Raw genomic sequence first — 24120 nt, 5'->3', positions numbered from 1 at the left:
GCCTCACTTCAGCCCGATTAGGGTCAGGGGGTTCAGGATGGTTGCCGAAGGTTCGAACACGGTCATCAGCTTGAAGAACAACAGATAGAGCACGACGGTTGTACAGGCTGGTAGCAGGAACAGCGCCGGACCACGCACGCCGAAAACCATGGCCGCAATCAGCAGCAGCACAAAGCAGGCGACGACATAGCCGAAGGCACCGAACATCCAGACAAAGAGTAGCCCCAGCAAAAAGAGCGGCACCGCATCCGCGAAGAAGCGTTTCGCCTCAAAGCTCGACTTGTCTGCAGGGGCAACTTGCTCACGCAGGCCAAAGACGATCATGACCGCACCGATCAACCCCAAAACAACACAGATGGCTTGCGGAAAAAACCGGGGCCCGATGCCTTCTTCATCAACGAAATCCAGCGAGATGTTGAAGGATTTCCAGAAAAAGAAAGCGGCGAGCGCGATCAGGGCCATTCCGGCAAAGATGTTGTGGCGCGCAGTTTTGCGCGCCACGTCAGTTTGAACACCCTCGGTCATTCCATGGTTTCCAGCAGTTTGCCCCACTCGACCTTCGAGTTTTCGATGGCTGTTGCGGTGTCAGGACCGCTCACACTCGATGTGGGCAGGCCAGCTTTGGACAGGGTATCGACATAGGACGCTTCCTGCGTGATCGCGACCATGGCGTCGGACAGTTGGGCGACGACTTCGTCCGAAGTTCGTGCAGGTGCCATGACGATCATCGGGGTCGAAACCGGAATGAAGTTCACGCCCAGCTCTTTCGCCGAAGGTGCATCCGGGGCCGCGGGGTGACGGTCGTTCGAAAGGACGGCCAGAAGGCGCACGTCGTCTTCGAAACCGCGACCCAGGTGAGCGCCCATGACACCGAAATCAACGTCGGCACTTGTCAGCGCGGCACGCACGCCCGAGCCACCTTTGAAAGGCACGTCCTTGGCTTTGACGTCGTTGGGGTTCAGAACACCCAGACCCGCCATGTGCCAAACGTTACCGCGACCGGTATGGCCCCAACGCAGTTTGGTGTCCGAGGATTTGGCGGTCGCGATCAGGTCGTCCAATGTCTGGATCGACGACGACGCGGGCACAAAGATACCGGCGGTCAGTTCACCGATGGTGCCAACCATCTTGAAGTCTTTGTCGGCAACAACCTGGGGTTTGATCAGGTTTTTCAAAACCATGGAACCGGCCGAAGCCAGATACAGGGTGTAGCCGGTGGGTGGCTGGTCTGCCACGAAACGGCCACCAACCAGGCCGCCGCCGCCGGGCTTGTTGACGACAACAACCGGCTGACCGCCCAGATGCGCATCAGCTGCCGCTGCCAGAGCACGTGCATAGGTGTCTGTGCCCCCGCCAGCCTTGAAGCCGACGATCAGGTCGATGGGGCGCTCGGGGAAGTCCGCGGCTTGTGCCATTGATGCGGCAACCGCCAGAACGGTGCCGGTGAGGGCTGTTTTGAATTTTGAAAGTGTGAACACGTTTGTTTCCTCCCAAACATTAGTTCCGACCTTATGAGGTCAATAGATTCTGCATTGCATTGAGCTTAGTCAGGGCTTGACGATCACTGAAATACTATAAGCGTATCTCACCCATCACCTTTTCAGATACCCGGTTAAACACGCTCCAATAGAAGGGAAATCCCTTGACCGACGCCAATGCACATCGTGCACAACGCCAGTGAAGACCCGCTCCGACAGAGCTGATTTGTGGCGGTTAGAGCCAAACGCGCGCCCGACATACCCAAGGGGTGACCAAGGGCGATGGCGCCGCCATTTGGATTCACATGTGTCGCGTCATCGGGCAGCCCAAGGGCGCGGGTGACGGCCAGCGCCTGAGCGGCAAAGGCCTCGTTCAGCTCGATCACGTCGATCTGGTCGATGCTCATGCCTACTCGGCTCAACAGCTTTTGTGTAGAAGGCGCAGGGCCATAGCCCATGATGCGCGGCGCAACGCCCGCCGCAGCACCTGCCACAATCCGTGCCCGTGGTGTCAGGCCGTGCCGTTTGGCTGCGGCCTCGCTGGCGATGATCAAAGCGGCCGCTCCGTCGTTTACACCGGATGCGTTGCTTAGCCGTCACCGATCCGCCTTCGCGGAACGGGGGGCGCAACTTTGCCAACCCTTCTGCGGTGGTTTCGGCACGCGGGTGTTCGTCTGTGTCGATGACGTTGGGATCCCCTTTGCGCTGTGGGATGGTGACAGGTGTGATCTCTTCAGCAAAGACCCCTGCTTCTTGAGCAGATGCAGTCCGCTGTTGCGAGCGCAAGGCGAATGCGTCCTGATCCGCGCGACTGATCCCGAAGTCTTCGGCCACGTTTTCCGCCGTCTCGGGCATAGAATCGACGCCGTACTGCGTCTTCATCAACTTGTTGACGAACCGCCAGCCGATGGTGGTGTCATGCACCTCGTTGGCACGGCTAAAGGCACTGGTGGCTTTGGGCATCACGAACGGCGCGCGGCTCATGCTTTCGACGCCGCCTGCAATGATCAAATCGGCATCGCCCGATTTGATCGCGCGCGCGCCATAGGCCACGGCGTCCAGCCCCGAACCACACAAGCGGTTCAACGTGGTGCCCGAAACGTTTTGTGGCAGCCCTGCCAACAGTGACGACATACGCGCCACATTGCGGTTGTCTTCGCCTGCCTGGTTGGCGCAGCCGTATAGCACATCGTCCACAGCGGCCCAATCGACAGTCGGGTTGCGCTCCATCAGCGCCTTCAACGGCACTGCACCCAAATCGTCGGCCCGAACAGAGGACAGCCCGCCACCATAGCGCCCGATCGGTGTGCGGATGGCGTCGCAAATGAAAGCTTCGGTCATCAGATCACCCCCGCGTCGCGCATTGCCTGTATGGCGGCTTGGTCATGGCCTAGCCGACGCAAGATCTCATCGGTATCCTGCCCCTTCTGGGGCGGAGCTGAACGGAATTCGTTCAGACCAGCCGAGAACTTGGTTGGGTATCCAGCCTGAAATGTCTTGTCTTCGCCTTCGCCCAACTCGCCAAACATGCCGCGTTCGATCAGATGGGGGTCCTCGAACAGGCGCATATCTTCATACACCACGGCCCATGGCAGATCAGTGGGACCAAAGATCACCTCCCACTCGGCCAGCGTTTTCGAGGCAAACATGTCCGACATCAACCCATGCACCGTCTGTTTTTGCATGTTGCGCAGCTTGTTGGTCTTGTAGTCCTCGCGCCGCAGGTCGGGAAACTCCTCCCCCATCATGTCTGCCAGGACCAGCCAGAACTTGTTCTCAAACAGGCCAATGGCGATGTGCTTGCCATCCTTGGTTTCAAAGATGTCATTGTCGGGCATCACAAAGGACATCCGATCCGGGTCGCCGTCACACAGCTCATGCGCAATACGCACCAGCGGCGAGGACCAGTTGACCATCGCATCGGTGATCGAAACGTCCAGATACTGCCCCTTGCCGCTCATCTTGGCCGAGCCCATGGCAACCGCCAGCGACAGCGCGCCGTACATAGCGCCGAGCATAGTCCGACAGGCGCACCTTGGGGCGCGCGAGCTTGTCGTTGACCTGAGAGGGGACCGCGAAATAGCCCGACAGCGCCAGAAAATCGATGTCGTGACCTGCGCGTTGACGATAGGGTCCGGTCTGACCAAACCCCGAGAGTGAGCAATAGACGATGGCGGGGTTCAGTGCCTTCACGGCCTCATACCCAAAACCCAGACGCTCCATCACGCCGGGGCGAAAGCTTTCGATGACGGCATCGGCGTCTTTGAGCAGTTTGGTCAGCACTGCTTTGCCTTCGTCGGACTTCAGATCCAGCGTCAGTGACTTTTTGTTGCGGTTCAGGCGGGCAAACATATCCTTGCCAAGGAACCGTCCTGGATCACCGTGTTTGGGTTCCTCGATCTTGATGACCTCGGCCCCTAGATCGGCCAGCGTCTGGGTCGCGAAAGGACCGGGTAGCAAGCGCGACAAGTCTATGATGCGCATGCCGTTCAGAAACGACCAGTCGTTCGTCATTGTGCGGCCTCCGGGTTTGCGGTTTTCCACTCTTTCTGGATCCCTTTGCCGATCGTGTTGCGCTGAATCTCCGAACTGCCGGTGAGCACACGGAACATGCGAAGGCGGCGGAACACCCATTCAACGGGGTGGTTCTTGGTCATGCCGGTGGCGCCGTGAATCTGGATGGCTTTGTCGGCCACCTGAAAGGCGTTTTCGGCGACGAAAACCTTACACATCGACGCCTCGGTGCGGATGTTTTCGCCCCGGTCGGCCTTGGCCGCGGCGGCGTGGATCATGCTGTGGGCGGCAAAGTTGGCGGTCTTCATGTCGGCCATCATGTGCTGGATCGCCTGAAAATTGGCGATGGGCTGTTTGAATTGCACCCGGCGGTTGGCGTAATCCACCGCCTGTTCCAGCGCGAACTGGGCGTGCCCCAACATTGTCGGGCATTGCAGCAGGCGATTGATGTTGATCCGCTCCATCCCCAATTTGAAACCACCACCCAGATGTCCCAGTATGTTGCGCGCAGGTACGCGGACGTTTTCCAAAATGATGTCGTTGTCGATGTGTTGGCCGGACATGGGCAGGTAGTGCCCTTCGATCCGGTATCCGGGTGACTTAGCATCTACCAGAAAAGCGGTCACGCCGTTGGTACCCGCGTCGGGGTCCGTCACACACATGACGATGGCGAAATCCGCGGTGCGCGAGGCTGTGATGAACCGCTTGTGGCCATTGATGATGTAATCATCTCCGTCCTTGACCGCGCTGGTCTGAATACGCGCTGCATCGGATCCGGCATTGGGTTCGCTCAGCGCAAAACACCCCGCTCGTTCGCCGCGCGCTGCTGGATAAAAGAACTCTTCGTTCTGCCCCTCGGTGGCTTGGGTGATGATATACCCGATCCGCATTGGGCCACCGTTTTCACCCAGAACACAGCCATAAAGCGCCGCGTTTGAACGCGTTGCGTCCTCTTTCAGTGTGCAAAGCTGGTCAATCGATAAGCCTAGACCGCCGAACTCTTCGGGCAGGTTGCAACCATAGATGCCCAACTCGCGCGAGCGTTTCCACCACTCTTCGAGCTGTTCACGCTCGAACCGGGTTTCGTGGGTCAGCCCGTTCTCTTTCTCGAACGGGAGCATTTCATTGTAGAGCAGATCGTTGACCTTGCTCCGCAGCTCGACAAACTTGCCGACCTCCAGACCAGATGTTGCTCGGTTCAAACTCTGAGACATGATCACACCTTCCGATCCGAACCAGCCCAATATCCGTCGCGCACCTGACGACGCAGGATCTTGCTCGGCGTCATTCTTGGGCAGTTCGGCGACAATATCGACCGAATGCGGTTTCTTGAATTTTCCAAGTTTTTCAACGCAATGCGTAATCAGAGCGTCTTCGTCAATTTCGACACCATCACGCGCGACAACCACCGCTTTGACCGCCTCGCCAAGGTCGGCATCGGGAACACCCACGACGCAGGCTTCGAATACTTCGGGGCGTTCAAAAAGTGCGTGCTCAACTTCATTGGGGTACACGTTGAACCCCCCAGTAACGATCATGTCCTTCTTACGGTCGATGATGAAAATGTAACCCGTCTCATCAATGTAAGCGACGTCGCCTGTGTGATAGTAGCCGTTCTTCAATACCGGCGCGGTCAGTTCGGGCGCGTTGTGATAGCCCTGCATGACATCCTCTCCCCGGACAACCAGTTCACCCGCTTGGCCGATGGGCAATTCGGTGCCCTCGTCATCAACAACTTTGACCTCAGTTTCGAACAGGGCACGACCACACGAGCTAAACAGCTCAGGTCGCTCGCTTGCGGCCAAGGCGTGGTCAGCCTCGGTCAGCAACGTTACCGAAGAGCAAACTTCGCCCGCGCCGTAACCCTGGTTCAGGATCGGACCAAAGAATTCGACCGCTTCGCGCAGACGTGCCGGGGAAATGGGGGCCGCACCGTACCGAAGCAACTTAAGTGAGGAGAGATCGTAATCGCCTCGGTTCGGTGCGGCCAGGATGCGGTTGATCATGGTCGGGACCAGATAGGTCTGCGTAACTTTCTCGGCCGCTAGGGTCGAAAGATACGTGTCCACGTCGAACCGCGATAGGATGACGTTGGTATGGCCTTGCGAAAGCAAGGGCATGATCGCCATCCCGGATACATGGGTTATTGGTCCCACGTGCAAGTACGTTTCATGTTGATCAGGATACAGCCGCGAGCGGAAGGTGATCTTTCGCAGGATCGCCCGACGATTGCGCAGCGAATGCATGGCGGCCTTGAGCACACCCGACGAACCAGAGGTATAGTGATGCACCATGATGTCATCAGGTGAGACATCGGCACAAACGGTGGCTGACTCGGCCTGCTCCAGCGCATCCTCATAGCTGCCGCCGTCACCCATCACCAGAAGCTGCAAGTTGTCGGTTTCGTTGAGCGCCTGCTGTGCCGCAGCCAGGTGCGCCTCGTCTGTCAGCAGAATTTTGACTTCACTGTCCTTGCAGACGTGAACAACTTCATCTGCGGACAGGCGCGCATTGATCGGCACTCGGGTGAAACCGCCTTTTAGCAGGGCAACTTCGGCCTCGACGATTTCGGACCGGTTCCAAGCCAGAACCGCCACACGATCACCTTTGACCAACCCCGCAGCTGACAAAGCGTTCGCAAGCCGGTTTGTGCGCTCTTCCAGCATTGCGTAGGATAGTGATACGCGCTCATCCTTTACGGCAATCCGGTCAGCCCAGAACAGGGCGGCGCGTGTTACAAGATTTCCCAGGTTCATGTGCATTTCCTCGCAAAGTCCGATCCAGGCCTCGAAATGTGGAGGCGCAGCAAGATTTACAGGAAGGGTAGAGGGCGAAAGTCCGGCAGGAAAATACTATTTATAGCTGTCATGAATAACAAAATCATATAGCATGGCGGCGCTGTGACATCCGGCCTTTCTGCTACCCTTGCATAATATTTATCTATGGCCGTGATCACTCCATAGTATTTTCCACGACTCCCCCAGTTCAGCTAGATAGCAAGGCAATTTAAAAGCTGATCGAAGGGAAAAATCATGAATGCGGTTACTTTAACGCGCACAGATCATGTTGGCGTCATCCGGGTTGATGCCCCCCTAGTGAACGCCATTTCCCAACCAGTGAGGCAGGGTTTATGGGACGCGTTCGACGAGGTCACAAGCGACCCGCGGATCGCTGTCGCGGTGCTGATATGCTCTGGACGGACCTTCATGGCCGGGGCGGATGTCAGGGAATTTGGCAAACAGCCAATGCCGCCACATCTTAACGATTTAGTGTTTTTCATCGAAATCTGCTCTAAGCCTGTTGTTGCGGCAATTCACGGTCAGGCGCTTGGTGGCGGATTGGAAGTTGCGTTGGCCTGTTCCCATCGAGTCGCGACAGAAAATGCGCGTCTTGGGTTGCCCGAGGTAACACTGGGTATCGTACCGGGCGCGGGTGGCACACAGCGGTTACCGCGACTGATAGGCGTGGAACAAGCGTTAAACTTGGCGGTGGAAGGTAAGCCGATCTCTGCCAAAGTAGCTGTTGAAATTGGCCTGATTGACAAGATAGTGGACGATCTTGAACCTGAAGCGGTGGCTTACGCAACTGCTTTGACCGGGATCGATACGACCCCTCGTAAGCTCAATCGGCCGATACCTGCTGACAGCTTTGATCCTGCCCTGTTTGATCAATGGCGAGCCTTATGCGCCAAGCGAAAGCGCGGCTTTGATGCGCCCTTGGCAGTTATCGAAGCGATCGAAGCCGCCACAGGCCCGGATTTTCAGGCTGGTCTAGACAAAGAGCGCAACTTGTTTCTGACACTGCGCCAAAGCGAGCAATCTGGCGCTTTGCGGCATATCTTTTTCGCCGAACGCGAAACTTACAAAATCGACGGCCTCGATCTGTCGCAAGCCAGCGAGATTGGCAGCGTCGCGGTCATCGGGGCAGGGACCATGGGTGCAGGAATTGCACAGGTCTTTGCCACAAAGGGCATTGCCGTCACGCTGGTCGAAGTCTCGGGCGAGGCCGCGCAGGCCGGTATCGACCGAATCCGGGGTAATTTGGAACAGGGGGTGCAGCGCGGCAAGATGAGCGCAGCCCGTGCCGAAACCATCTTGAAGCTGATTTCACCCACTACCGATTATGACGACATGGCTTTTACCGATCTTGTGATCGAAGCAGCGGTCGAAGACATTGTCATAAAAAAGAAAATATTTAAACGGCTGGACAAAATCTGTCACCCAGATGCCATTTTGGCGACGAATACTTCGTATCTTGATATCGGAGAGATCGCAAACGCGACCGACCGTCCCGAGCGCGTTGCTGGCCTTCATTTCTTCAGTCCTGCCCAGATCATGAAGCTGGTCGAGATTGTTCGCACCGACCAGACGGACCCGGCGGTAACAGCGACGCTGGCTGCAACAATGAAAAAGCTTGGAAAAACTGGTGTGATTGCCGGTGTCTGTCACGGGTTCATCGGCAACCGGATGTACCAAGCCTATCAGCGCGAGGCCGGGTTGTTGATGTTGGAATGTGGATCTCCTGAGCCGGTGGACGCCGCGCTTCACAAGTACGGAATGGCGATGGGACCGTTTCAGGTCCTGGATCTGTCGGGCATCGATATCGGTTATCTGATGCGCAAATCACTGCCGGTCGGAGCGGTACATCCTTACGCATTTCAGGTCCATGACCGGCTTGTGGAAATGGGGCGCAAAGGCCGCAAAACCAAGGCTGGTTTTTATGGTTACAACGATGGGAATCCTTCAATTGACGGGGTTGTTCGGGATATGATCCGAGAGGTGGCCGAGGATGCAGGGATAACTATGCGCGATCTAAATGCTGACGAAATCGCGCATCGATGTATCAAGGCGCTACAGCAAGAGGGTGACGAAATCTTGAAAGAAGGTATCGCGGCTAAACCCAGCGATATCGACGTTGTGTTCGTCAACGGCTATGGGTTTCCTCGATACCGGGGCGGACCGATGTACTACAAGGATCAGGGCGATGGCCAGTTTCCGGATTAATTCAGTCGATATCGCAACGTGTTAAACACTGTGCCGTGGGCTATAGTAGCGGAGTTGTTCTTATTCAAAGTTTGTCGCTCTCGCCGCGCTGGGCGGGTGGCGAGGAGCCTGCATTCCGGAATGGTCGAAACAGACGGTAATTTCGGTAGATCCGGATCGCCTTTCGCCGCAAATTGGAACGATCCACAATGAGGGTGTGGCGTATTTCGTGCTGCGGGCGTGCGCAGCGCAAAAATCGAATTTAGGGAGCAGGCTACCTTTCGTCGTTCGTTACAATTCGTACCAATGACTGCTATCGTGTTCTGCATGGTCTGAAAAAGAAACCCGGCCGCTTTGCTGCGCTATTGGTGGGTCTTTGCATCAGTCAGTGAACGTGTGAAAGTCGTTGTCATGGCCAATGCAACATCTTTGTCTTTACCAACCTGTTTCAATCAGGCCGAACCACTGAGCGACAACATCAGGTTCATAGCTGTAGACGTCGAGACTGCCGGATATGATATCGCGAGCATCTGTCAAATCGGCTTGGCTTTTGTTGGGTTTGACAACTCAATTGCGACCTACAGCACTTATATCGATCCCTGCACGACTTTCGCCGCAGGCAATACGCGGTTGCATGGGATTGATGCCGCCACGGTTAGAAATGCCCCATATTTTGAAGCAGTGCTACCGGATCTGCGTCAGCTTCTTGAAACATATCCGCTTGTTCAACATAGCCGTTACGATGAGAAAGCCTTTGATGCAGCGTGTCGACTCGCAGAACTTCAAGTTTTGAGGTCGGTGTGGTCAGACAGTGTTTCGATCGCTCGGAAAGCCTGGCCTGAGTTGCGGGGCAACGGTGGGCATGGCTTGGCCAATCTCAAGAAAGTGCTAGGGCTTCGCTTTCGACACCACGACGCTGGTGAGGACGCGCGTGCTGCGGCGGAGGTTGTTCTTAAAGCAGAAGCATCCATGGGGCGAAAAATCAGGATGCTGAATACCTCGCAGCAATTGGCTTTTGATTTTCAATAATGCGAGAGGGCGCTTTCGTGGGCCGAGAAGCGTCAAAATAACCATCAGCGCAAGCCTAAGGCTCAACTTGCAATAGGAAACCATACTTGCGCTGAATCTACATGCTATCTGTATTTTATGGTCGTCAAAGAGTGGTTTTTAGATGTTAATCGAAATAAAAACAATGCATTACATGGGGCTAAATGAGCAAGTTATGGGTCATATTACAGGTGTGTCGCGCGACATGGCTGGCTCACTCGGTATGAGTAATTTGGCAACTCCCCGACCGGCCGTCTTAGGGGCGCACGCCGGGTAAAGACCTGCTCCAAACAGCGCGGAATTGGACTGCGGAGTTCTTGGCTTGACCCTATGCGGTGCAAATTCATTCTGAATTGGATCAAGAGATCGAACGGCACTTTCCAACTCGAAAATAGAGCTATCGGTATTTGCCTGCGGTAATGAATTCACCGAAAGCTTCGCACCAGATCAGCACAGTCGAATAGGCCGATACATCGACGCCTTCGGGGATGTTCAGCACCGCGCCGTCAAAACTTTTTACTGGACCCACGCGCTTGGCACTGTCCTTGATTGGCAGAAATTCGTCCTCGTGCTCGACAAATTCGGGCACCAGATAAAGCATGTAGTCTGGTCCAGGAGCCAAGCTGCCCCGATGAACGATTTTGCTGTCCGTGATGCTGATTGTGCCTTCTCCCCAGTGCAGAAAATCACTGCCGCGCAGATCGCGAGTGAAAGTGGCTGAATAGACCGCGTTTTCGGCACTTTTGTCCAACATCGCTGCATCAGGTGACGGCGGGGCCGTCAGGATCGGGAGGAAATACACCCCAAGCGCAAAACCCACCCCAAGGGTAACAAGGTGTGAAACTGAAAAAAGTATGAAACGCGACATCGCAAAACATCCGGTCAAGTTCAGCAGTGTGAGAGCTCTAGCATGGCTTTTAAGACCTGTCTTTCGAAAAGCCAGACCAACAGTGTTATCAGAACCCGCAAACGCGGTCGGTGCACAGTTTCTTACTTTATTCGGTAATAAAAGGACATCTTACGACTTTTCCCACCGGGGGGGCTGGGGAACGGAGCCGCGACGCGCACCTGTGCCTTGGCGGCACGCTCAATCGCAGGGGAGCCCGAGCTGTCAATAATTTCGACCCAGGCGAGCGAACCGTCTGGATTGATTTCAAAAAACACCTGCGCAAATCCCGACCCTGGCACATAGGTGATGGGTGCCCGATTGAGGTGAACCAGTACCTTGCCTGCATAGTTTGTCGTGTCGGAATTCCCGTTGCCACGCAACGATGTCTGGCCAGACACATTCGACGAGGCGAAAATATCGACCCCCTTGCGCCGATACGCATCCAGCGGCGATTCAATTGCTTGTTCGGGATAGCGCAAGGCGTCAAAAGCCGTTGTGCCGTCGAACAGACCATCCGGTTGTGGCTGCGACCGACGTGTTGGCGTGCGCGGGCGGGGTGAGGACGTCACTGCAAGAGCTGTTCCCTCATCGCTTTCTATGTTTTGGTCAATTTCCTGGTCATTTGAAAGAGATGGCTCGACCGCGACAACCTCATTTGGGTCGACCGCTTCCGGTTCCAATGGAGCAATTGGAATTGACCCGTCGTTCACAGGTGGCGTCTGGGCAGGAGGTTGCACTGCAACCGCCTGTTGTTCAGCGCTTGGTATGACCGTTTCGGTTTCCACTGGTTCCGAAGGCGTGGCAGCCTCTGGAGCCCCCAAAGGTGTTTGCAGCTCGTTACTTGGTGTGACGGGTGGTGTTGTGTTTTGCTCGATGTCGGCGCCGGACGCGGCTTGATCTGGGCGAACCGGCTCAGAAACAGTGGGTGGATTGTCTACGGAGGTTCCGGTGTCTGGGGAGACCCCGTCTTGTGGATTGTCCGATGCCACCTTTGCTTCACTGGTTGGAATATCCGGCTGTGCAGGAATTGGGGCAGGCTCTTCTGGCGGTTCTGGCGTCGGTAATTCTTCGGGTTTGACAGGCTCGGAAACAGGCTCGGAGAAATCCTCAAAGCTGTTGCCAAGTTCAATTGTATCGGTCTCGCCTTCCGCAACTGGCAAAGGGGGCGCCCGATGAAACATCAACCAAATGCCCAGAAAATGCGTCAGCAAAGACACCAGCGCTGCTATCAATGCCACGATGAGGGATTTGCGGATCATTCTAGCGTCTTTTGTGTGACAAGAAACACAGAGGTTGCACCATGACGTCGTAGCTCTGCGGTGATCTGAAACAGGTTTGAGCCAGATACCTCGCGATCGGGAACAATGCGCACAGATGTTGAACCAAGCGTCAACATATGCGCACCGGGATCTGTTGCGGTGCCACGAAAGGTAAGGGAACCATCCTTGTGCAACACAAGAGCATCCGGTGGTTCGCGCCCTTCCAGTTCTGTTGTATCCACCAGTTGCAAATCTGGGTCGAGGGGCGGCGCCACCGTCCCCGCGATTAGAAAGAAGACCAGCATCAGGAACACGACATTGATCAGTGCAATGGTCGAGTCGCGTCTGTGACGAGGGCGGGGCGCGCGGATCACCGGTCTATTCCAACACTGTGACGTTCAGGTCGTCGCGTTTACGCAAGCGGACCAACAGATCCACCACGTGTTGGGCAGTGACACTGTCGTCAAGACTGATCAAGACTTGCCCTTCCGAGAGTTGCGCGATCAGTTCTTCCAGCTCAACAGGTGCACCGTTCAGCAACAAACGATCTGCGCCAAGCTGAACAAATGCGCGATTGGCCGGTTCGGCTGAAGACGCCTGCCCGGTTGTTGCGCTGCTCAGTTCCAGCTCGGAGAATTCGGAAAATGTCGACGTTAGCATGAAGAACAGCAAGAGCAGAAAAATGATGTCGATCAGAGGCGTCATCGACAGCTTTCGTCGAACAAAAGGTGCGGGGTTACGCATGTCCAGTCATCGTCGAAGGTTGGTCCGCAGTGGTTTGCCCCAAAGGAATTGGCTGCGGAATCAGGACAGTTCGAAGGGCTTTGTCGGCAAATACCCGTTCTTGGGCCGTGCGGCTTTCAAACCAGCTCAAGACCATCGAGGTCGGCATTGCAACGGCCAGCCCGGCTGCTGTGGTTACAAGCGCCACCCAAATCCCTCCGGCTAGAATAGAGGGGTCAACCGAACTTCCAGCTGTTTGCAGACTTTGAAACGCTTCAATCATCCCAAGAACTGTACCGAACAAACCCAGCAGAGGAGCGACCTGAGCCACGGTGTCTAGCAGGCGAAAGCCCCGTTCCAGTTTGGCAAGCGCCAACCCAGCTTCGGCATCCAGACGCGTGTCCAATCTCAAGGCATCGGGCTGCGACATAGCCACGTCCACCAAGGGGGCCAAATAGCTGCGGCTTTGAGCAAGGCGCACGCGCGCTTCATGGCGGTTTCCTGCTTCCCAGATGTCCAAGGCTTCAGAAAGAACTTTGTGCCTGCCTACGCCGCAAGTAGAAAACTGCCATATTTTATAAAGTACTACAGCAAGGGTCACGATAGAGACCACAATCAGAATGGCAACGACAGGTCCACCAAGGGCAACAATTTCTTGTAGAGCGATTAGCAGGTTCATCCCAACAACTCCGTGTCGACTCGGCTATTCAAGGAAAGCGCGTTTTGACAAACCGCGCTTTCCGCTCCGCCTACAAGGCATGTGCTGGCGCCGTTGATCAAGGCTTGTCCCACTGAAACGCAGGTCGTACCTGGAAGGTCGAACTGTCGAACTCTTGGTCGGTTTGTCGGAAGATCGCGAAAGTCGAATAGTTTCAAACTCATAACGCTGCCAGATTCGTCGAAAATGACCGTCTCGAATACAACTTTTTCAATTTCCTGGCCGGTCTCATTTCTGGCGAGAAAGGTCAGTCGACACGCACCTTGCACGTCTTCGATTGCATTCAGTTCAAGATGCAAGTCAGCCGACGTAGCCTGTGTGGTTTGGGCGTGAGCGATCAAAGGTGCAGTTGCCGCCAGAGACGTGGCAAATGCGATTTGGCGAAACAACATTCTTGGACTCCCAAAATCCTTGGTTGGGTCTAGACACATCCGTACACAGGTGGTGCTGCATTCGCCATACTCAAGAGCTGGATGGGGCGAAATGACTGGTTTGTCATCTGTGTGCTTTGTCCCACTCACCAGTCATTTCGAGCTGGAAATATTGGCAGTTTGGCCAAAAGGGGTCACACGTTGAATTCGAAATGTCTTAGCCTTGAGGGCTACCTCAATGCTGTGGTCTCATAGTGGTAACAAGCTCGGCGACTTTCAGGCCGAATTTTCGCATCTCGGACTTGTTGATGATAACCCCACTTTCAGTAAGGTACATCCAATCCGTGACCTTCAGCACGTGACCACCAGCGCTTTCGGGCAGTTGGATCGTATAGCTGAGCTGTACCGTTGCACCAGACACCACACCGTGCGCTGTTCCAATCAGATCATCGGCCGTCCCGGTGAAAGTGTTGTTTGCACCAAGTGTTAGGTACCATTTTCGGTTTTGCGTCACACCGTTGGAATAGGTGAATTCCTCGGACAAGGTGCCATTTGCTCCTTGCCATTCACCAACCATCTTTGCGGTGAAACTGTTGGTCATCTTGCCGTTTGGGCCAAAAATCAACCCTTCGGACTGAATCTCGCCAGACAGATGTTTGGTGAGATCAAACTCGGGTGACGTATCGGCATAGTTCTTTGGGGATTGGAATCTGAAGCTAAAAAGCCAAGTTTTGGCGACCACGGCCACAAGCGCGATCAACAACAGAAAAGAGATCAGTTTCATGACGCAGATACCTCAGTTGGCAGTGTGAATGTAAAAGCAAACGCAACGGCTTTCAGTACACAAGGCAGCACTGCATATGCCAGTGTGAGGGCAAAAAGCGCCTGGGGTGTATTGTGTCCGCCTGGGCGAAAGCCTTGCTGCTCCAGAAACGGCAGGGCCAGAGCTGCGGCCAAAGCCAAGGCCAATTTGCCCGCAAAGGACCAGATGCCAAACGCAGCAGCAGCATTCAGCCCCGCCTTGGTCAGGGCGATGCTGAACATCGCTGGTAGTAGCACCATGTCCGCCCCTAGTGCTGCACCCGAGGCAACGCAAATAACCGCAAATCCAATGATGTCGCCGGAGGTGAGAAAGGCTGCGCCAACAAAGCTGGCAATCGCCAGAGGCATAGCGATCAACAAAACTCGTTTGGGGCTGCTCCGTTGGCTGAGACGTGTCCACATTGGCACGCTGAGACCGGCACTTAGAAAAAACAGCACAAGGAAACCACCGGCGTATCCCGCAAGGTTCAGTCGGTCTCCGGCAAAAAACAAAAACAAGGTGGAGGTCAGTGCAACAGGCAAGCTGTTTAGCACAGCCAAAATTAGCAGCCTGATGGCACCGGAACTGGCAAGTAATCGCACCGACAATCGCCGTCCGGTCAACACCGGTCGGGTCCAGATAGGCTTGGTCAGGAACGCGGCGAGCAGCGCTAAAGCCCCGAGAACTGCGCCATAGGCAAAATAACCCTGGCCTGCTGCCCCGAGAGAGACCAACACGGCAGGCGCAACGGCGGCAAAGATGACGCCAACCAGCAATCCGGCCTCGCGAAAAGCTGCAAGCGTCAACAGCTCGCTTGGCACAGGGTTTTTGGCAAGCGTGGCACTGCGACCGTACAGAAGGATCATGCCAAGGCTGTAGGCCGTGAAAAGTCCGATCAGGATCACAACTAGCCGAGGCACAACTTGCGGCCCAGGTTCCAAGGAAAACAGTAATGGAAACCCAATTGCCAGGCCGCCAGAAGCAAGCATGGCAAAACCGAGTTGAGCCCTGGGCCAGCGATCGGTCATCCACCCGATCAGCGGGTCTTGAAACAAGTCAACTGCGCGGATGAGCAACATTATGGCACCGAGCGTGCCCAGGCCGATGCCCAATTCAGTCGAGGCAAATTGCGGCAGGTGGATGTAAAGTGGAATACCTGCCGAGGCCAGCATCATCGCGTAGATGCTGACACGAGGGTATAGCAATGTCATCTCAGCAAGCCGCGCGTGAAACTTGCAGAGCGAGAGTTTTCACCCAGAAAGATCGACATGAAGTGCAATTTGATTTTCGGGTGACGCAAGCTGCAGGTCTTCTGACCATTGCGCCTAAAGTCAACTTGATCCGGCCCGAGGCTGACCGCAAGGTAACGATCACCCGGAGATACATCTTGGAAACAGGTGCTCAGCTTGTTAGCGGGCGGAGTGGGATTTCCCATTCGTTGCATTTCACGCAAGGTTGCGTCGGTTAGGTCGGACTGACTTAGCTTGCGCTTGTAAGTGAGTTCGATCCCAAAATCTTGTGACCAATCCAACGGTTTCGCGCCTTTTGTAAAGAGTTTGGCCTGATAGATTGGCAAGCCCAGAATGCGGAACGTAGCTGCTCCGCGTTGTTCTGCTCCGGGTAGTAGATCTTGCAGCTGGTTGGCGGCTGCAGGCGTGGCTAAGAGGACAAGAAATGCAGCAAGCCTAAGCATGTGCCAACTCCACTTGCACGACGTTTGTATGACCTATGGCAAACGAGGCAGCGCAGATTTCGAGATAGTACTGCCAATTGCGGAAAAAGGCCTCCCCGTAGCCCAACTCAGTGATGCGGCGTTTCTGATCTTGGAGACGTTTCGCCCAAATGCGGCAGGTTTTTCCGTAGTCTTGACCAAAGGCAAAGTTCTCGCGCACCTGCAGCCCGGCCAACTGGGATTGTTGCGCAATCACCTGATCGGACAGCAGCATGCCGCCAGGAAAGACGTATTGACGGATATAGTCCGACGTGGTGCGGTAGGTCTGGAAATAATCGTCTTGCACGGTGATGGCTTGCAAAACCACGCGACCACCTTCGGCCAGATTGCTCTTGAGCTTGGCAAAATAGCTGGGCCAATAGCGCTCACCCACCGCTTCGATCATCTCAATCGAGACGATACTTTCGAATTTTCCTTCGATGTCGCGGTAATCGCGTAGCTGAATGTCCGCACGACCATCCAGGCGACTTTCGGCATAGCTGTGTTGGTTCCGAGAGATGGTAACACCGGTTACATTGCGGCCGTCATTACTGGCTTGTTCGGCAAACCCACCCCAGCCACATCCGATTTCAAGTACCTGCTCGCTATTACCTAGCCGTGACAAAATACGGGCGTTCTTGCGAGATTGCGCTTGGCCGAGGTCATCGCCATCACACTCAAACAAGCCTGAGGAGTAAGTCATGCCGTCGTCCAACCAAAGTTGGTAGAATTCGTTGCCCACGTCGTAATGGGCTCGGATATTCTTGCGGGCACCGCGCACTGGAATTGGACCGCAGCAAAGTGTCCACGATGCGGAACTTTGCCTGATTGAAGGGGCTGGCCTGATCATAGGTGCTAAGCTGGGTACGGTTCTGCATGGCCAGTTTCATCAGACCTTCTACCGAAGGTGTGTCCCACAGCCCTTGCACGTAAGCTTCACCCAATCCAACCTGCCCGTGTGCGGCCATGGCAGAAACAGCCGCCCAGTCGTGGATCTGCATTTCGGCTTCGGGGCCGCGATCGCCGAACTTGTATCGCGCGCCGTCCGGCGTGCGCAGCGTCAACTGCCCGTCACGCAGACGCGCGCAAGTTGACAGGAATTCCGACTGTAGAGCCTTGTCCGTAAGTTTCATGTTCTGCTCCTTTGGCCAGATAAAAGTCTTGTGAATCTATCATGCGAACGACCCGCATAGCGCTGGCGATGCCATCTTCGTGAAAACCGTGTCTATTGTAGGCACCGGCGAACCAGGTTCTGTTTTGTCCCTGCATGTCCAGGATCTGACGCTGTGCCTTGAGTGCAGCCCGATCGAAAACAGGGTGGGCAAACTCGACCGTGTCGTAGATCCGATCATCGGGAATGGGGCGCGATGGATTGAGCGTCACGAACAATGGATCGTCTTCGGGGATACTTTGTAGACGGTTCATCCAGTAGGTCACCCCAACACTGCCGTTCTGGCTGCGGTACGCCCAACTGGACCAGCAGTTGCGTCTCCGGGGCATCTGTCCTTCATCACAATGCAGCACCGCTGTGTTTGGCTGATAGCGTATGGCGCTGAGCGCTTCGGCCTCGTCACGGGTCGCGTTTGCACCGAGAATGGCCAATGCCTGATCTGAGTGGCAGGCAAAAATCACGTCATCAAACCTGTTCGCTTCCTGCCCTTCAGCTTGAAGCGTAACTCCGCCGGGGTCGCGCGCGATATGTTGAACTGGTGTGCCGATCTTTATTCTGCAACCACGGGCTATGAGCGCTGCTTCCAACCGCCGAACGTATTCGATGCTACCGCCTTTTACGGTCCACCACTGATGTTTGCCGGTACCCGCCAAAAGGGCGTGGTTGCGAAAGAACTGCACCAGTGACTTTGCGGGAAACCTATCCACGTCGTTGACAGGCGTCGACCAGATTGCCCCGCACATTGGCAGCAAGTAGTTGTTTCGGAACCAGCTACCCAGTCCCAACTCATCTACCAGTTCGCCAATCGTTTTTTCGTCATCAACAGCTGCTGCCTCGGCCTGTCGCCCGAACTTCACAATATCAGCAATCATCCGGAGAAACTGAGGCCGTACCAGGTTGCTCTTTTGGGCAGTAAGCATGCGCAAGTTGTTAAGGCCGTATTCCAGTTGCCCATCATTGATACTGGCGCAAAAACTCATCTCACTTTTTATCACAGGGACGTCCAGTTCGCGGAACAGCCGGGTCAGATAGGGGTAAGTTGCGTAGTTGAACACGATAAAGCCCGTATCGACGGGTTGGTCACCGTTTCGGCCAGCAAGGACCGTACGGGCGTGACCCCCAAGTCGAGGAGCGGCCTCGAACAGGGTAACGTTGTGATTGCCCGATAAATAATAGGCTGCGGACAGGCCAGAAATGCCGCCTCCGATGATCGCTATCTCGCGGCGTGGTCCCTGCGTCTGATCCAGCATGGGCAGCTTTCCTTCCATTTGTTTGAAAGTGCTACGACATGAAACCAGTGACGGATCACATTCTTGATTAAAAAAGATACACCTAGGATGATCCGGATGATCTGTCCGCGCGTAAGAAACATATGATGGAACACGTAGCAGCCCAGACCTATCACGCCCGTCGAGGTAGTTTGAAGAACGCCTTTCGATATGGTGTCGATTATTTCCTGACCGACATGACAGAAGGTGGACCGCCTTTAATGTCCCGAAACCGGTTCAATTTGTTTTCTATTCATGACCGTCATCACGGAGGCCTGCGGGGGCAGGGGAAGGGTGTGGCTTGGTTCCGCGAACAGTTACAGCAGCGCGGATTTCCATTGGAAGACGCGCAATTGCTACTGCTGACACAGCCGAGTTTCCTGTGGTTCCACTTCAATCCAGTCAGCTTCTGGATCGCAGTAATAGATGGCACCCCTCGGGCCTTTATCGCAGAGGTCAACAACACCTTTGGCCACCGCCACTGCTATTTTGCGGCGCATTCGGATTTCCGGCCGATCCAGCGAGACGAAGTGATAAACGCCGAAAAACTGATGCATGTGTCCCCATTCCAACAAGTTGCCGGAAGTTATCAATTCCATTTTGAGATGACGGACCTCGCCTTCAATATCCGCATCTCCTACAAAAATGGAGATCAGGGCGTACTGGCGACGCTGAATGGCCTACGTCGTCCGGCCACTACGTATTCCTTGGCAAGCGCCGCGTTGCGTCGGCCGTTTGGTGCGGTCCGGGTGATCACATTGATTTATTGGCAGGCGCTGAAGTTATGGGTCAAGAGGGCGCCGTTCCTGAAGAAACCTGCGCCGCCCGAGCCTCTGGTATCCGACAGCACGACCTATACGGGCCGCGAGGCATGAACAGTTTTCAGGGTAAGACCATCTGGTTGGTGGGCGCAAGTTTTGGATTGGGCCGCGAAATTGCCCGGCAATTGGATCGGAATGGGGCGAGAGTGATCATGTCGGCTCGGTCCGTGGACGAGCTGAAAAAGCTGGAAGAAGAGCTGTCTCTGGCACAATCGGTGCCTCTGGATGTGAGGGATCTTCGCTCGGTCGAGGCGGCGGCACTGCAAGTCGGAAAAGTCGATGCAGTCATATATAACGTTGGTGTCTATGAACCCATGCGCACCCAAGATTGGGACACGCATGCGGCGTTGCAGATGACCGAGGTGAATTTCAATGGTGCATTGCGCGTTATTGGGCAAGTGCTGCCTCAATTTGTCAAAGCCGGACGTGGTGAAATCAATTTGATTGGTTCATTGGCTGGGTACCGCGGATTGCCAAGCGCAGTAGGCTATGGCGCCAGCAAAGCCGCGTTGATCAGCCTGGCGGAAACCATGCGGCATGACCTGAAAGGCACCAACATAATCGTCCGCATTATCAATCCAGGATTTATCGACACGCGTCTGACACGCAAAAACACATTCGCTATGCCACAGGTGATGTCCCCAAAGAAAGCGGCAAGGCATGTTCTGAGCGCTCTTCAATCCCCCACTTTCCGAACCGATTTTCCACGGCCTTTTTCATGGGTGCTCAAAGCATTGCACTTGCTGCCCGACTGGATGGTGTACCGTGGGAAGTGAGGTTCGCTTACACGGGTAACCGCACCTAGATCTTGAACAGTGGTTGCAACAGGCGTGGCATGAACGCGTTGAAACGCAGGGGCGCATCGGTGGCCGCAAGGCAAATGCACGGGTCGCCGGCATCCGCGATGGGTGTGTGCTCCAGATCTTCATCACCGATCTCGACATCACCAACGCCAAAGCGCCCGGTCTCGTCGGTAAAGCTGCCCTGAAGTACCAAGGTCAATTCCAACCCATTGTGACTGTGATCTGGCACCGCTTGTCCTGCGGGGATATAGATCAACCGGGCCGAGCCGCCTTCGCCTTCGGACAGGATGCTCTGTTTGACACCCATGCCCAATGTTCGCCAACGCGGTTCTCTACCTTTCAGCGCCTGAACGATCGGGCCAGGGTAGATACCTTTTGCGTCATACACCGGCTCGGGCATCACTGGTTCATCCAGTAGAGCCAATACGTTTTTCTTCAGATCTGGTGTAAGCGTTTCTTTGTCCGTGGTTTCTAAAACTGCGCCACCCGCAATTTGATGCGCGCCGAGTATCTCTTGGCAGTCGCGGCAATAAGACAAGTGGCTGGCGACAACGACGGCAAAGGCATGAGGCAGGTTGCCAGCCACATAGGCAGCAATCATGGCTTCGGGGATATGATGAGTGATCGCCGACATTCAGCGCAATCCTTTGAGTTCTTTGCGCAGCCGTCCCAATCCGAGGCGGATACGCGATTTCACGGTGCCCAGTGGCAAGCCTGTCATGTTGCTGATCTCCTGATGGGTCAGGTCGCCGATATAGGCCTTTTCGATCATTTCCCTTTGGTCAGGATGCAGCTGCTGGAGCGCGGTCTTCAATTCCTCGGCTTCCTGTTCCAGTCCTATGATTTGACTGGCGTCTGGTTCCAGGCCGGGGTCTTCAGCCAATTCATCGGGAATTGGGCGGCTTTCCTTGCGGACAAAATCAATATGACGGTTGCGAGCGATCTGATAGATCCAGGCCGAAGCCTGTGCTTTTTGTGGATCGAATTGTGCCGCCTTCCGCCAGATGGTGAGCATGACATCCTGCACAATTTCCTCAGCCAGAGCTGAATTCGTACCGGAACGCATGACAAACCCTTTCAGGCGCGGTGCCATGTGATCAAACAGTTCACCAAACGCCATTCGGTCCCGCTGATCGCGGACTGCAAGCAGCCATATGGTCAGCTGCGAGAAGGCTTTGTCATTTGACAATGCTGCTGTGCCCCTTGGGGATACCCTGCGCTGTGTTTTGCTGCGCGGTGGTCTGTCCAAATTTACTGTCACCATAAACATGATACGGGCACTTGGGAAAGTTGGATCACTCAGAAAATATTTTTTGGTTGCCGATCTTCTGAAGCAAACCTTGGGCGCAAGCCGATCTGTCACCGATTTGAAAAAGTATGGTGTGCCTCGAGAGCAAACACCAAAAATCTAGTTCTACTGCCCCAAAGGCCAAGGGGAGTGATCGGTTTGCTTTCTTTTTAGAGTGAAAATGCCAACTCCCCCAGATTTGCACCTGTCTAAGGTGCATTTGGAGCGAAAGGTAGTGAGTTGAAACATCTCGTCGATGTACACGTGTTTACGAAAGTAAGCTGCCAAAACTCAGTCGCGGTGGGGGATCAAACTGTCAGTGTAGATCCCAGATACTCCCAAGTTCGACAGTCGCGACGCGACTTGAATGGAGTTCACTGTATAAGCCCAAAGCGGAATCCCCATAGTATTCAATTCCTTTGCAAGCGAAATTGATGGGTGGTCTGCCCGCAACGCGATTGCAAATAGATCCATTCCTTTGGCCATCTCCAGCAAAGTCTGCTCGTCGTAATGGTCCGCAACCCAGACGATGTTCTGATATTCAAACGACCGGATGATGGCATAGTCTGCCGGGTCATAGATTTCGGCAACAATCTGACCGAGCAGCTCAGGATATTTCCGGGCGAATGCGCCAAATATTTCTTTGACGTTAGATTTGACATTCAGCTCAACGGTGACATCAGGGTGGTCCCGGATCCAATCGGCCAATGTGTCAAGTGTCACCTGAGTCAAGTCATACTTCATACGGGCGCCGAGGAACTCGGTCTTTGTCATTATCGGCTTACCAGACGATACGAAGGAACGAAGCCATGTGCTGAAGGGAAGTGCAAACCACTGTCTTAGATCTTGATCCCAGCCATGCAGCAAAATGGGGTGACCATCTGTCGAGACATGAACATCCACCTCGAACAACCGAAGCCCGTCTGAATATCCACGCTGCAATGCTTCAAGACTGTTGGAGTACCGACCTTCCGACAAGCCGGCACCTGCATGAGAGATTAGGTCCAACTTAAGATTGTCGTTAAGAGGTGTTATCGCGGGCGTGGAAAAATCAGTGGTTTGATTATGCGAGCCAAGGAGTCTTTGTGAGGCCACATAGATCGCCATGGCAATCACAAAGAGGATCAAGACGCGTCTAAGAGGTGTCGGCATGGGGGAGCGTCGCTTAAATAGAGATTGGGATTGTTTTGCTGCATTTGCGGGCAGTAGTCTAGGCAGGTCGGAGCCTGAAAATGCTGTGGACGGGTTAGAATTTAGCCAATTCCACAAGAAGTATTTACGTCATGATGCTGGCTTCAAGCATCCATATGGGAAATTTTCCAGGAGTGATGGGTGATAGGAACTGGTATCTATTGCACAGGTTTCCCGCGGCGTTTTCCTAAGCCTGCGTTTCATAGGAAGGCGTGTAGTGTCCAGTAGTGGATATCAATCTCAACAGTCGGACGGGGTCATCAAAGGGGCTGAGTATGAGGACTTGGGAGTAATGAATTAGATTTTTGAAGAAGGGTGGTGCCGCTGATAGGACTCGAACCTACGACCCCATCATTACGAATGACGTGCTCTACCAGCTGAGCTACAGCGGCATCCTTCCGTCACCTTACCCTGAACATATCAGAGTCGGTAACGGGTGCCTTGTCTAACTTATGAGCCGCCAACGTCAATCACGAAAAACCTGAGCCAGCAAAATTAGCAACGTTCAGACGCCTTGGCACGTGTCGTTGATTAGCCATGGGTTAGCAAGGTAGCTGTAGAGAAATTGCCGGATGGAATTGCTTTTGACATTCGGATGCAGATGGCTTCCCATCTTGGCAGAAGCATCTCATCAAACGGAGTAGACATGGTGGTAACAGTTAAAGACTTGATGGCAGCGGCAAACCGTGACGTCGAAAGAATTGACGGGGCCAGAGCACAAGAGCTGGTTGCAGAAGGAGCGCTTCTATTGGATGTGCGTGATGCACCTGAGTTGGAAAAGGCTGGCCGCGCTCAAGGAGCCCACCATGTTTCGCGTGGAATGTTGGAGTTTCGGGCAGATGACACGACACAATTTCACGATCCTGAACTGCAAAAAGATCGGGTCATCGTCATTCACTGTGCCAGCGGAGGGCGCGCTGCTTTGGCCGGTAAGCTGTTAAAAGACATGGGGTATAAGTCGGTTTACAACGTTGGAGGCCTGTCCGATTGGCAAAACTCTGGAGGCGCGATGGTCGAGCCTACGGATCAGGGTATGTGATCGAGATCAAGGCGCCGGGTTCTTCTTGGGAATATTGAGCGATCA

The 24120-nt window shown here is 54.7% G+C and carries 23 protein-coding genes, 1 tRNA gene and 2 pseudogenes; 5 read left to right on the top strand and 21 right to left on the bottom strand.

Going from position 1 to position 24120, the window contains the following annotated elements; all coding sequences use genetic code 11:
* Positions 1-3: 3 nt before the first annotated feature.
* The 6 genes and pseudogenes from ACZ1HE_RS17235 to ACZ1HE_RS17210 form a co-directional block, all read right to left on the bottom strand.
* Positions 4-525 (bottom strand): tripartite tricarboxylate transporter TctB family protein, encoded by a 522-nt coding sequence (locus ACZ1HE_RS17235; protein ID WP_472622754.1) that lies wholly within the window; start codon positions 523-525, stop codon positions 4-6.
* A complete protein-coding gene (locus ACZ1HE_RS17230; RefSeq protein ID WP_472622752.1) occupies positions 522-1478 on the bottom strand; it encodes a tripartite tricarboxylate transporter substrate binding protein in 957 nt (318 codons plus the stop codon). Before ACZ1HE_RS17230 ends, ACZ1HE_RS17235 begins: the two co-directional genes overlap by 4 nt.
* 134 nt (positions 1479-1612) lie before the next feature.
* A pseudogene (pcaF, locus tag ACZ1HE_RS17225) lies at positions 1613-2819 on the bottom strand (3-oxoadipyl-CoA thiolase).
* On the bottom strand, positions 2819-3439 hold the full coding sequence (locus ACZ1HE_RS17220) for a CoA transferase (RefSeq protein WP_472624531.1): 621 nt from the start codon (positions 3437-3439) through the stop codon (positions 2819-2821). Before ACZ1HE_RS17220 ends, pcaF begins: the two are co-directional and overlap by 1 nt.
* A complete protein-coding gene (locus ACZ1HE_RS17215; protein WP_472622750.1) occupies positions 3354-3992 on the bottom strand; it encodes a CaiB/BaiF CoA transferase family protein in 639 nt (212 codons plus the stop codon). Before ACZ1HE_RS17215 ends, ACZ1HE_RS17220 begins: the two co-directional genes overlap by 86 nt.
* Positions 3989-6748 carry an AMP-binding protein gene (locus ACZ1HE_RS17210; protein WP_472622748.1) on the bottom strand — a complete coding sequence of 920 codons (2760 nt, stop codon included), beginning with the start codon at positions 6746-6748 and terminating at the stop codon, positions 3989-3991. Before ACZ1HE_RS17210 ends, ACZ1HE_RS17215 begins: the two co-directional genes overlap by 4 nt.
* Positions 6749-7024: 276 nt before the next feature.
* On the opposite strand from ACZ1HE_RS17210, the gene ACZ1HE_RS17205 reads away from it, so the two are divergent.
* A complete protein-coding gene (locus ACZ1HE_RS17205) occupies positions 7025-8995 on the top strand; it encodes a 3-hydroxyacyl-CoA dehydrogenase NAD-binding domain-containing protein (protein ID WP_472622746.1) in 1971 nt (656 codons plus the stop codon).
* Between the two features lie 390 nt (positions 8996-9385).
* A complete protein-coding gene (locus ACZ1HE_RS17200; protein WP_472622744.1) occupies positions 9386-10003 on the top strand; it encodes an exonuclease domain-containing protein in 618 nt (205 codons plus the stop codon).
* A 415-nt stretch (positions 10004-10418) separates the two neighbouring features.
* On the opposite strand, the gene ACZ1HE_RS17195 is transcribed toward ACZ1HE_RS17200, so the two are convergent.
* The 11 genes and pseudogenes from ACZ1HE_RS17195 to ACZ1HE_RS17145 form a co-directional block, all read right to left on the bottom strand.
* The gene (locus ACZ1HE_RS17195) at positions 10419-10889 is read right to left on the bottom strand and encodes a DM13 domain-containing protein (protein WP_472622742.1); all 471 of its coding nucleotides are present in this window, start codon (positions 10887-10889) and stop codon (positions 10419-10421) included.
* A 122-nt stretch (positions 10890-11011) separates the two neighbouring features.
* Entirely contained in the window at positions 11012-12169 is a 1158-nt protein-coding gene (locus ACZ1HE_RS17190; RefSeq protein WP_472622740.1) for an energy transducer TonB family protein, read from the bottom strand.
* Positions 12166-12543 carry an ExbD/TolR family protein gene (locus tag ACZ1HE_RS17185; RefSeq protein ID WP_472622738.1) on the bottom strand — a complete coding sequence of 126 codons (378 nt, stop codon included), beginning with the start codon at positions 12541-12543 and terminating at the stop codon, positions 12166-12168. Before ACZ1HE_RS17185 ends, ACZ1HE_RS17190 begins: the two co-directional genes overlap by 4 nt.
* 4 nt (positions 12544-12547) lie before the next feature.
* Complete coding sequence (locus tag ACZ1HE_RS17180; protein ID WP_472622736.1) at positions 12548-12913, bottom strand: biopolymer transporter ExbD; 366 nt, start codon at positions 12911-12913, stop codon at positions 12548-12550.
* Entirely contained in the window at positions 12906-13571 is a 666-nt protein-coding gene (locus ACZ1HE_RS17175) for a MotA/TolQ/ExbB proton channel family protein (protein WP_472622734.1), read from the bottom strand. The genes ACZ1HE_RS17180 and ACZ1HE_RS17175 overlap by 8 nt, the downstream gene beginning before the upstream one ends.
* On the bottom strand, positions 13568-13951 hold the full coding sequence (locus tag ACZ1HE_RS17170; protein WP_472622732.1) for a hypothetical protein: 384 nt from the start codon (positions 13949-13951) through the stop codon (positions 13568-13570). Before ACZ1HE_RS17170 ends, ACZ1HE_RS17175 begins: the two co-directional genes overlap by 4 nt.
* A gap of 265 nt (positions 13952-14216) precedes the next feature.
* Positions 14217-14765 carry a DUF3833 domain-containing protein gene (locus tag ACZ1HE_RS17165; protein WP_472622730.1) on the bottom strand — a complete coding sequence of 183 codons (549 nt, stop codon included), beginning with the start codon at positions 14763-14765 and terminating at the stop codon, positions 14217-14219.
* Entirely contained in the window at positions 14762-15988 is a 1227-nt protein-coding gene (locus tag ACZ1HE_RS17160; protein ID WP_472624529.1) for an MFS transporter, read from the bottom strand. The genes ACZ1HE_RS17165 and ACZ1HE_RS17160 overlap by 4 nt, the downstream gene beginning before the upstream one ends.
* Before the next feature lie 2 nt (positions 15989-15990).
* A complete protein-coding gene (locus ACZ1HE_RS17155) occupies positions 15991-16476 on the bottom strand; it encodes a hypothetical protein (protein ID WP_472622728.1) in 486 nt (161 codons plus the stop codon).
* Positions 16469-17627: pseudogene (locus ACZ1HE_RS17150) on the bottom strand (class I SAM-dependent methyltransferase). The gene ACZ1HE_RS17155 and the pseudogene ACZ1HE_RS17150 overlap by 8 nt, the downstream one beginning before the upstream one ends.
* Complete coding sequence (locus ACZ1HE_RS17145) at positions 17566-18915, bottom strand: NAD(P)/FAD-dependent oxidoreductase (protein WP_472622726.1); 1350 nt, start codon at positions 18913-18915, stop codon at positions 17566-17568. The pseudogene ACZ1HE_RS17150 and the gene ACZ1HE_RS17145 overlap by 62 nt, the downstream one beginning before the upstream one ends.
* A gap of 122 nt (positions 18916-19037) precedes the next feature.
* Between ACZ1HE_RS17145 and ACZ1HE_RS17140 the strand changes: the two genes are divergently transcribed.
* Both ACZ1HE_RS17140 and ACZ1HE_RS17135 read left to right on the top strand, forming a co-directional pair.
* The gene (locus tag ACZ1HE_RS17140; protein WP_472622724.1) at positions 19038-19808 is read left to right on the top strand and encodes a DUF1365 domain-containing protein; all 771 of its coding nucleotides are present in this window, start codon (positions 19038-19040) and stop codon (positions 19806-19808) included.
* A complete protein-coding gene (locus ACZ1HE_RS17135) occupies positions 19805-20530 on the top strand; it encodes an SDR family NAD(P)-dependent oxidoreductase (protein WP_472622722.1) in 726 nt (241 codons plus the stop codon). Before ACZ1HE_RS17140 ends, ACZ1HE_RS17135 begins: the two co-directional genes overlap by 4 nt.
* Positions 20531-20555: 25 nt before the next feature.
* On the opposite strand, the gene ACZ1HE_RS17130 is transcribed toward ACZ1HE_RS17135, so the two are convergent.
* From ACZ1HE_RS17130 to ACZ1HE_RS17115, 4 genes are all read right to left on the bottom strand, one after another.
* Positions 20556-21191 (bottom strand): ChrR family anti-sigma-E factor, encoded by a 636-nt coding sequence (locus tag ACZ1HE_RS17130; RefSeq protein WP_472622720.1) that lies wholly within the window; start codon positions 21189-21191, stop codon positions 20556-20558.
* Complete coding sequence (locus ACZ1HE_RS17125; protein ID WP_472624527.1) at positions 21192-21821, bottom strand: sigma-70 family RNA polymerase sigma factor; 630 nt, start codon at positions 21819-21821, stop codon at positions 21192-21194.
* Between the two features lie 315 nt (positions 21822-22136).
* Positions 22137-22973: a glycerophosphodiester phosphodiesterase family protein gene (locus ACZ1HE_RS17120; protein WP_472622718.1), complete on the bottom strand. Its 837-nt coding sequence runs from the start codon at positions 22971-22973 to the stop codon at positions 22137-22139.
* Between the two features lie 379 nt (positions 22974-23352).
* Positions 23353-23428 (bottom strand) — tRNA-Thr (locus ACZ1HE_RS17115).
* 254 nt (positions 23429-23682) lie between these two features.
* Here ACZ1HE_RS17115 and ACZ1HE_RS17110 point away from each other — a divergent pair.
* Entirely contained in the window at positions 23683-24075 is a 393-nt protein-coding gene (locus ACZ1HE_RS17110) for a rhodanese-like domain-containing protein (RefSeq protein WP_472622716.1), read from the top strand.
* Positions 24076-24120: the final 45 nt, after the last annotated feature.

This window comes from Falsiruegeria sp. JB4-1 (assembly GCF_055693495.1).
This window is presented reverse-complemented; position numbering and strand designations above follow the sequence as displayed.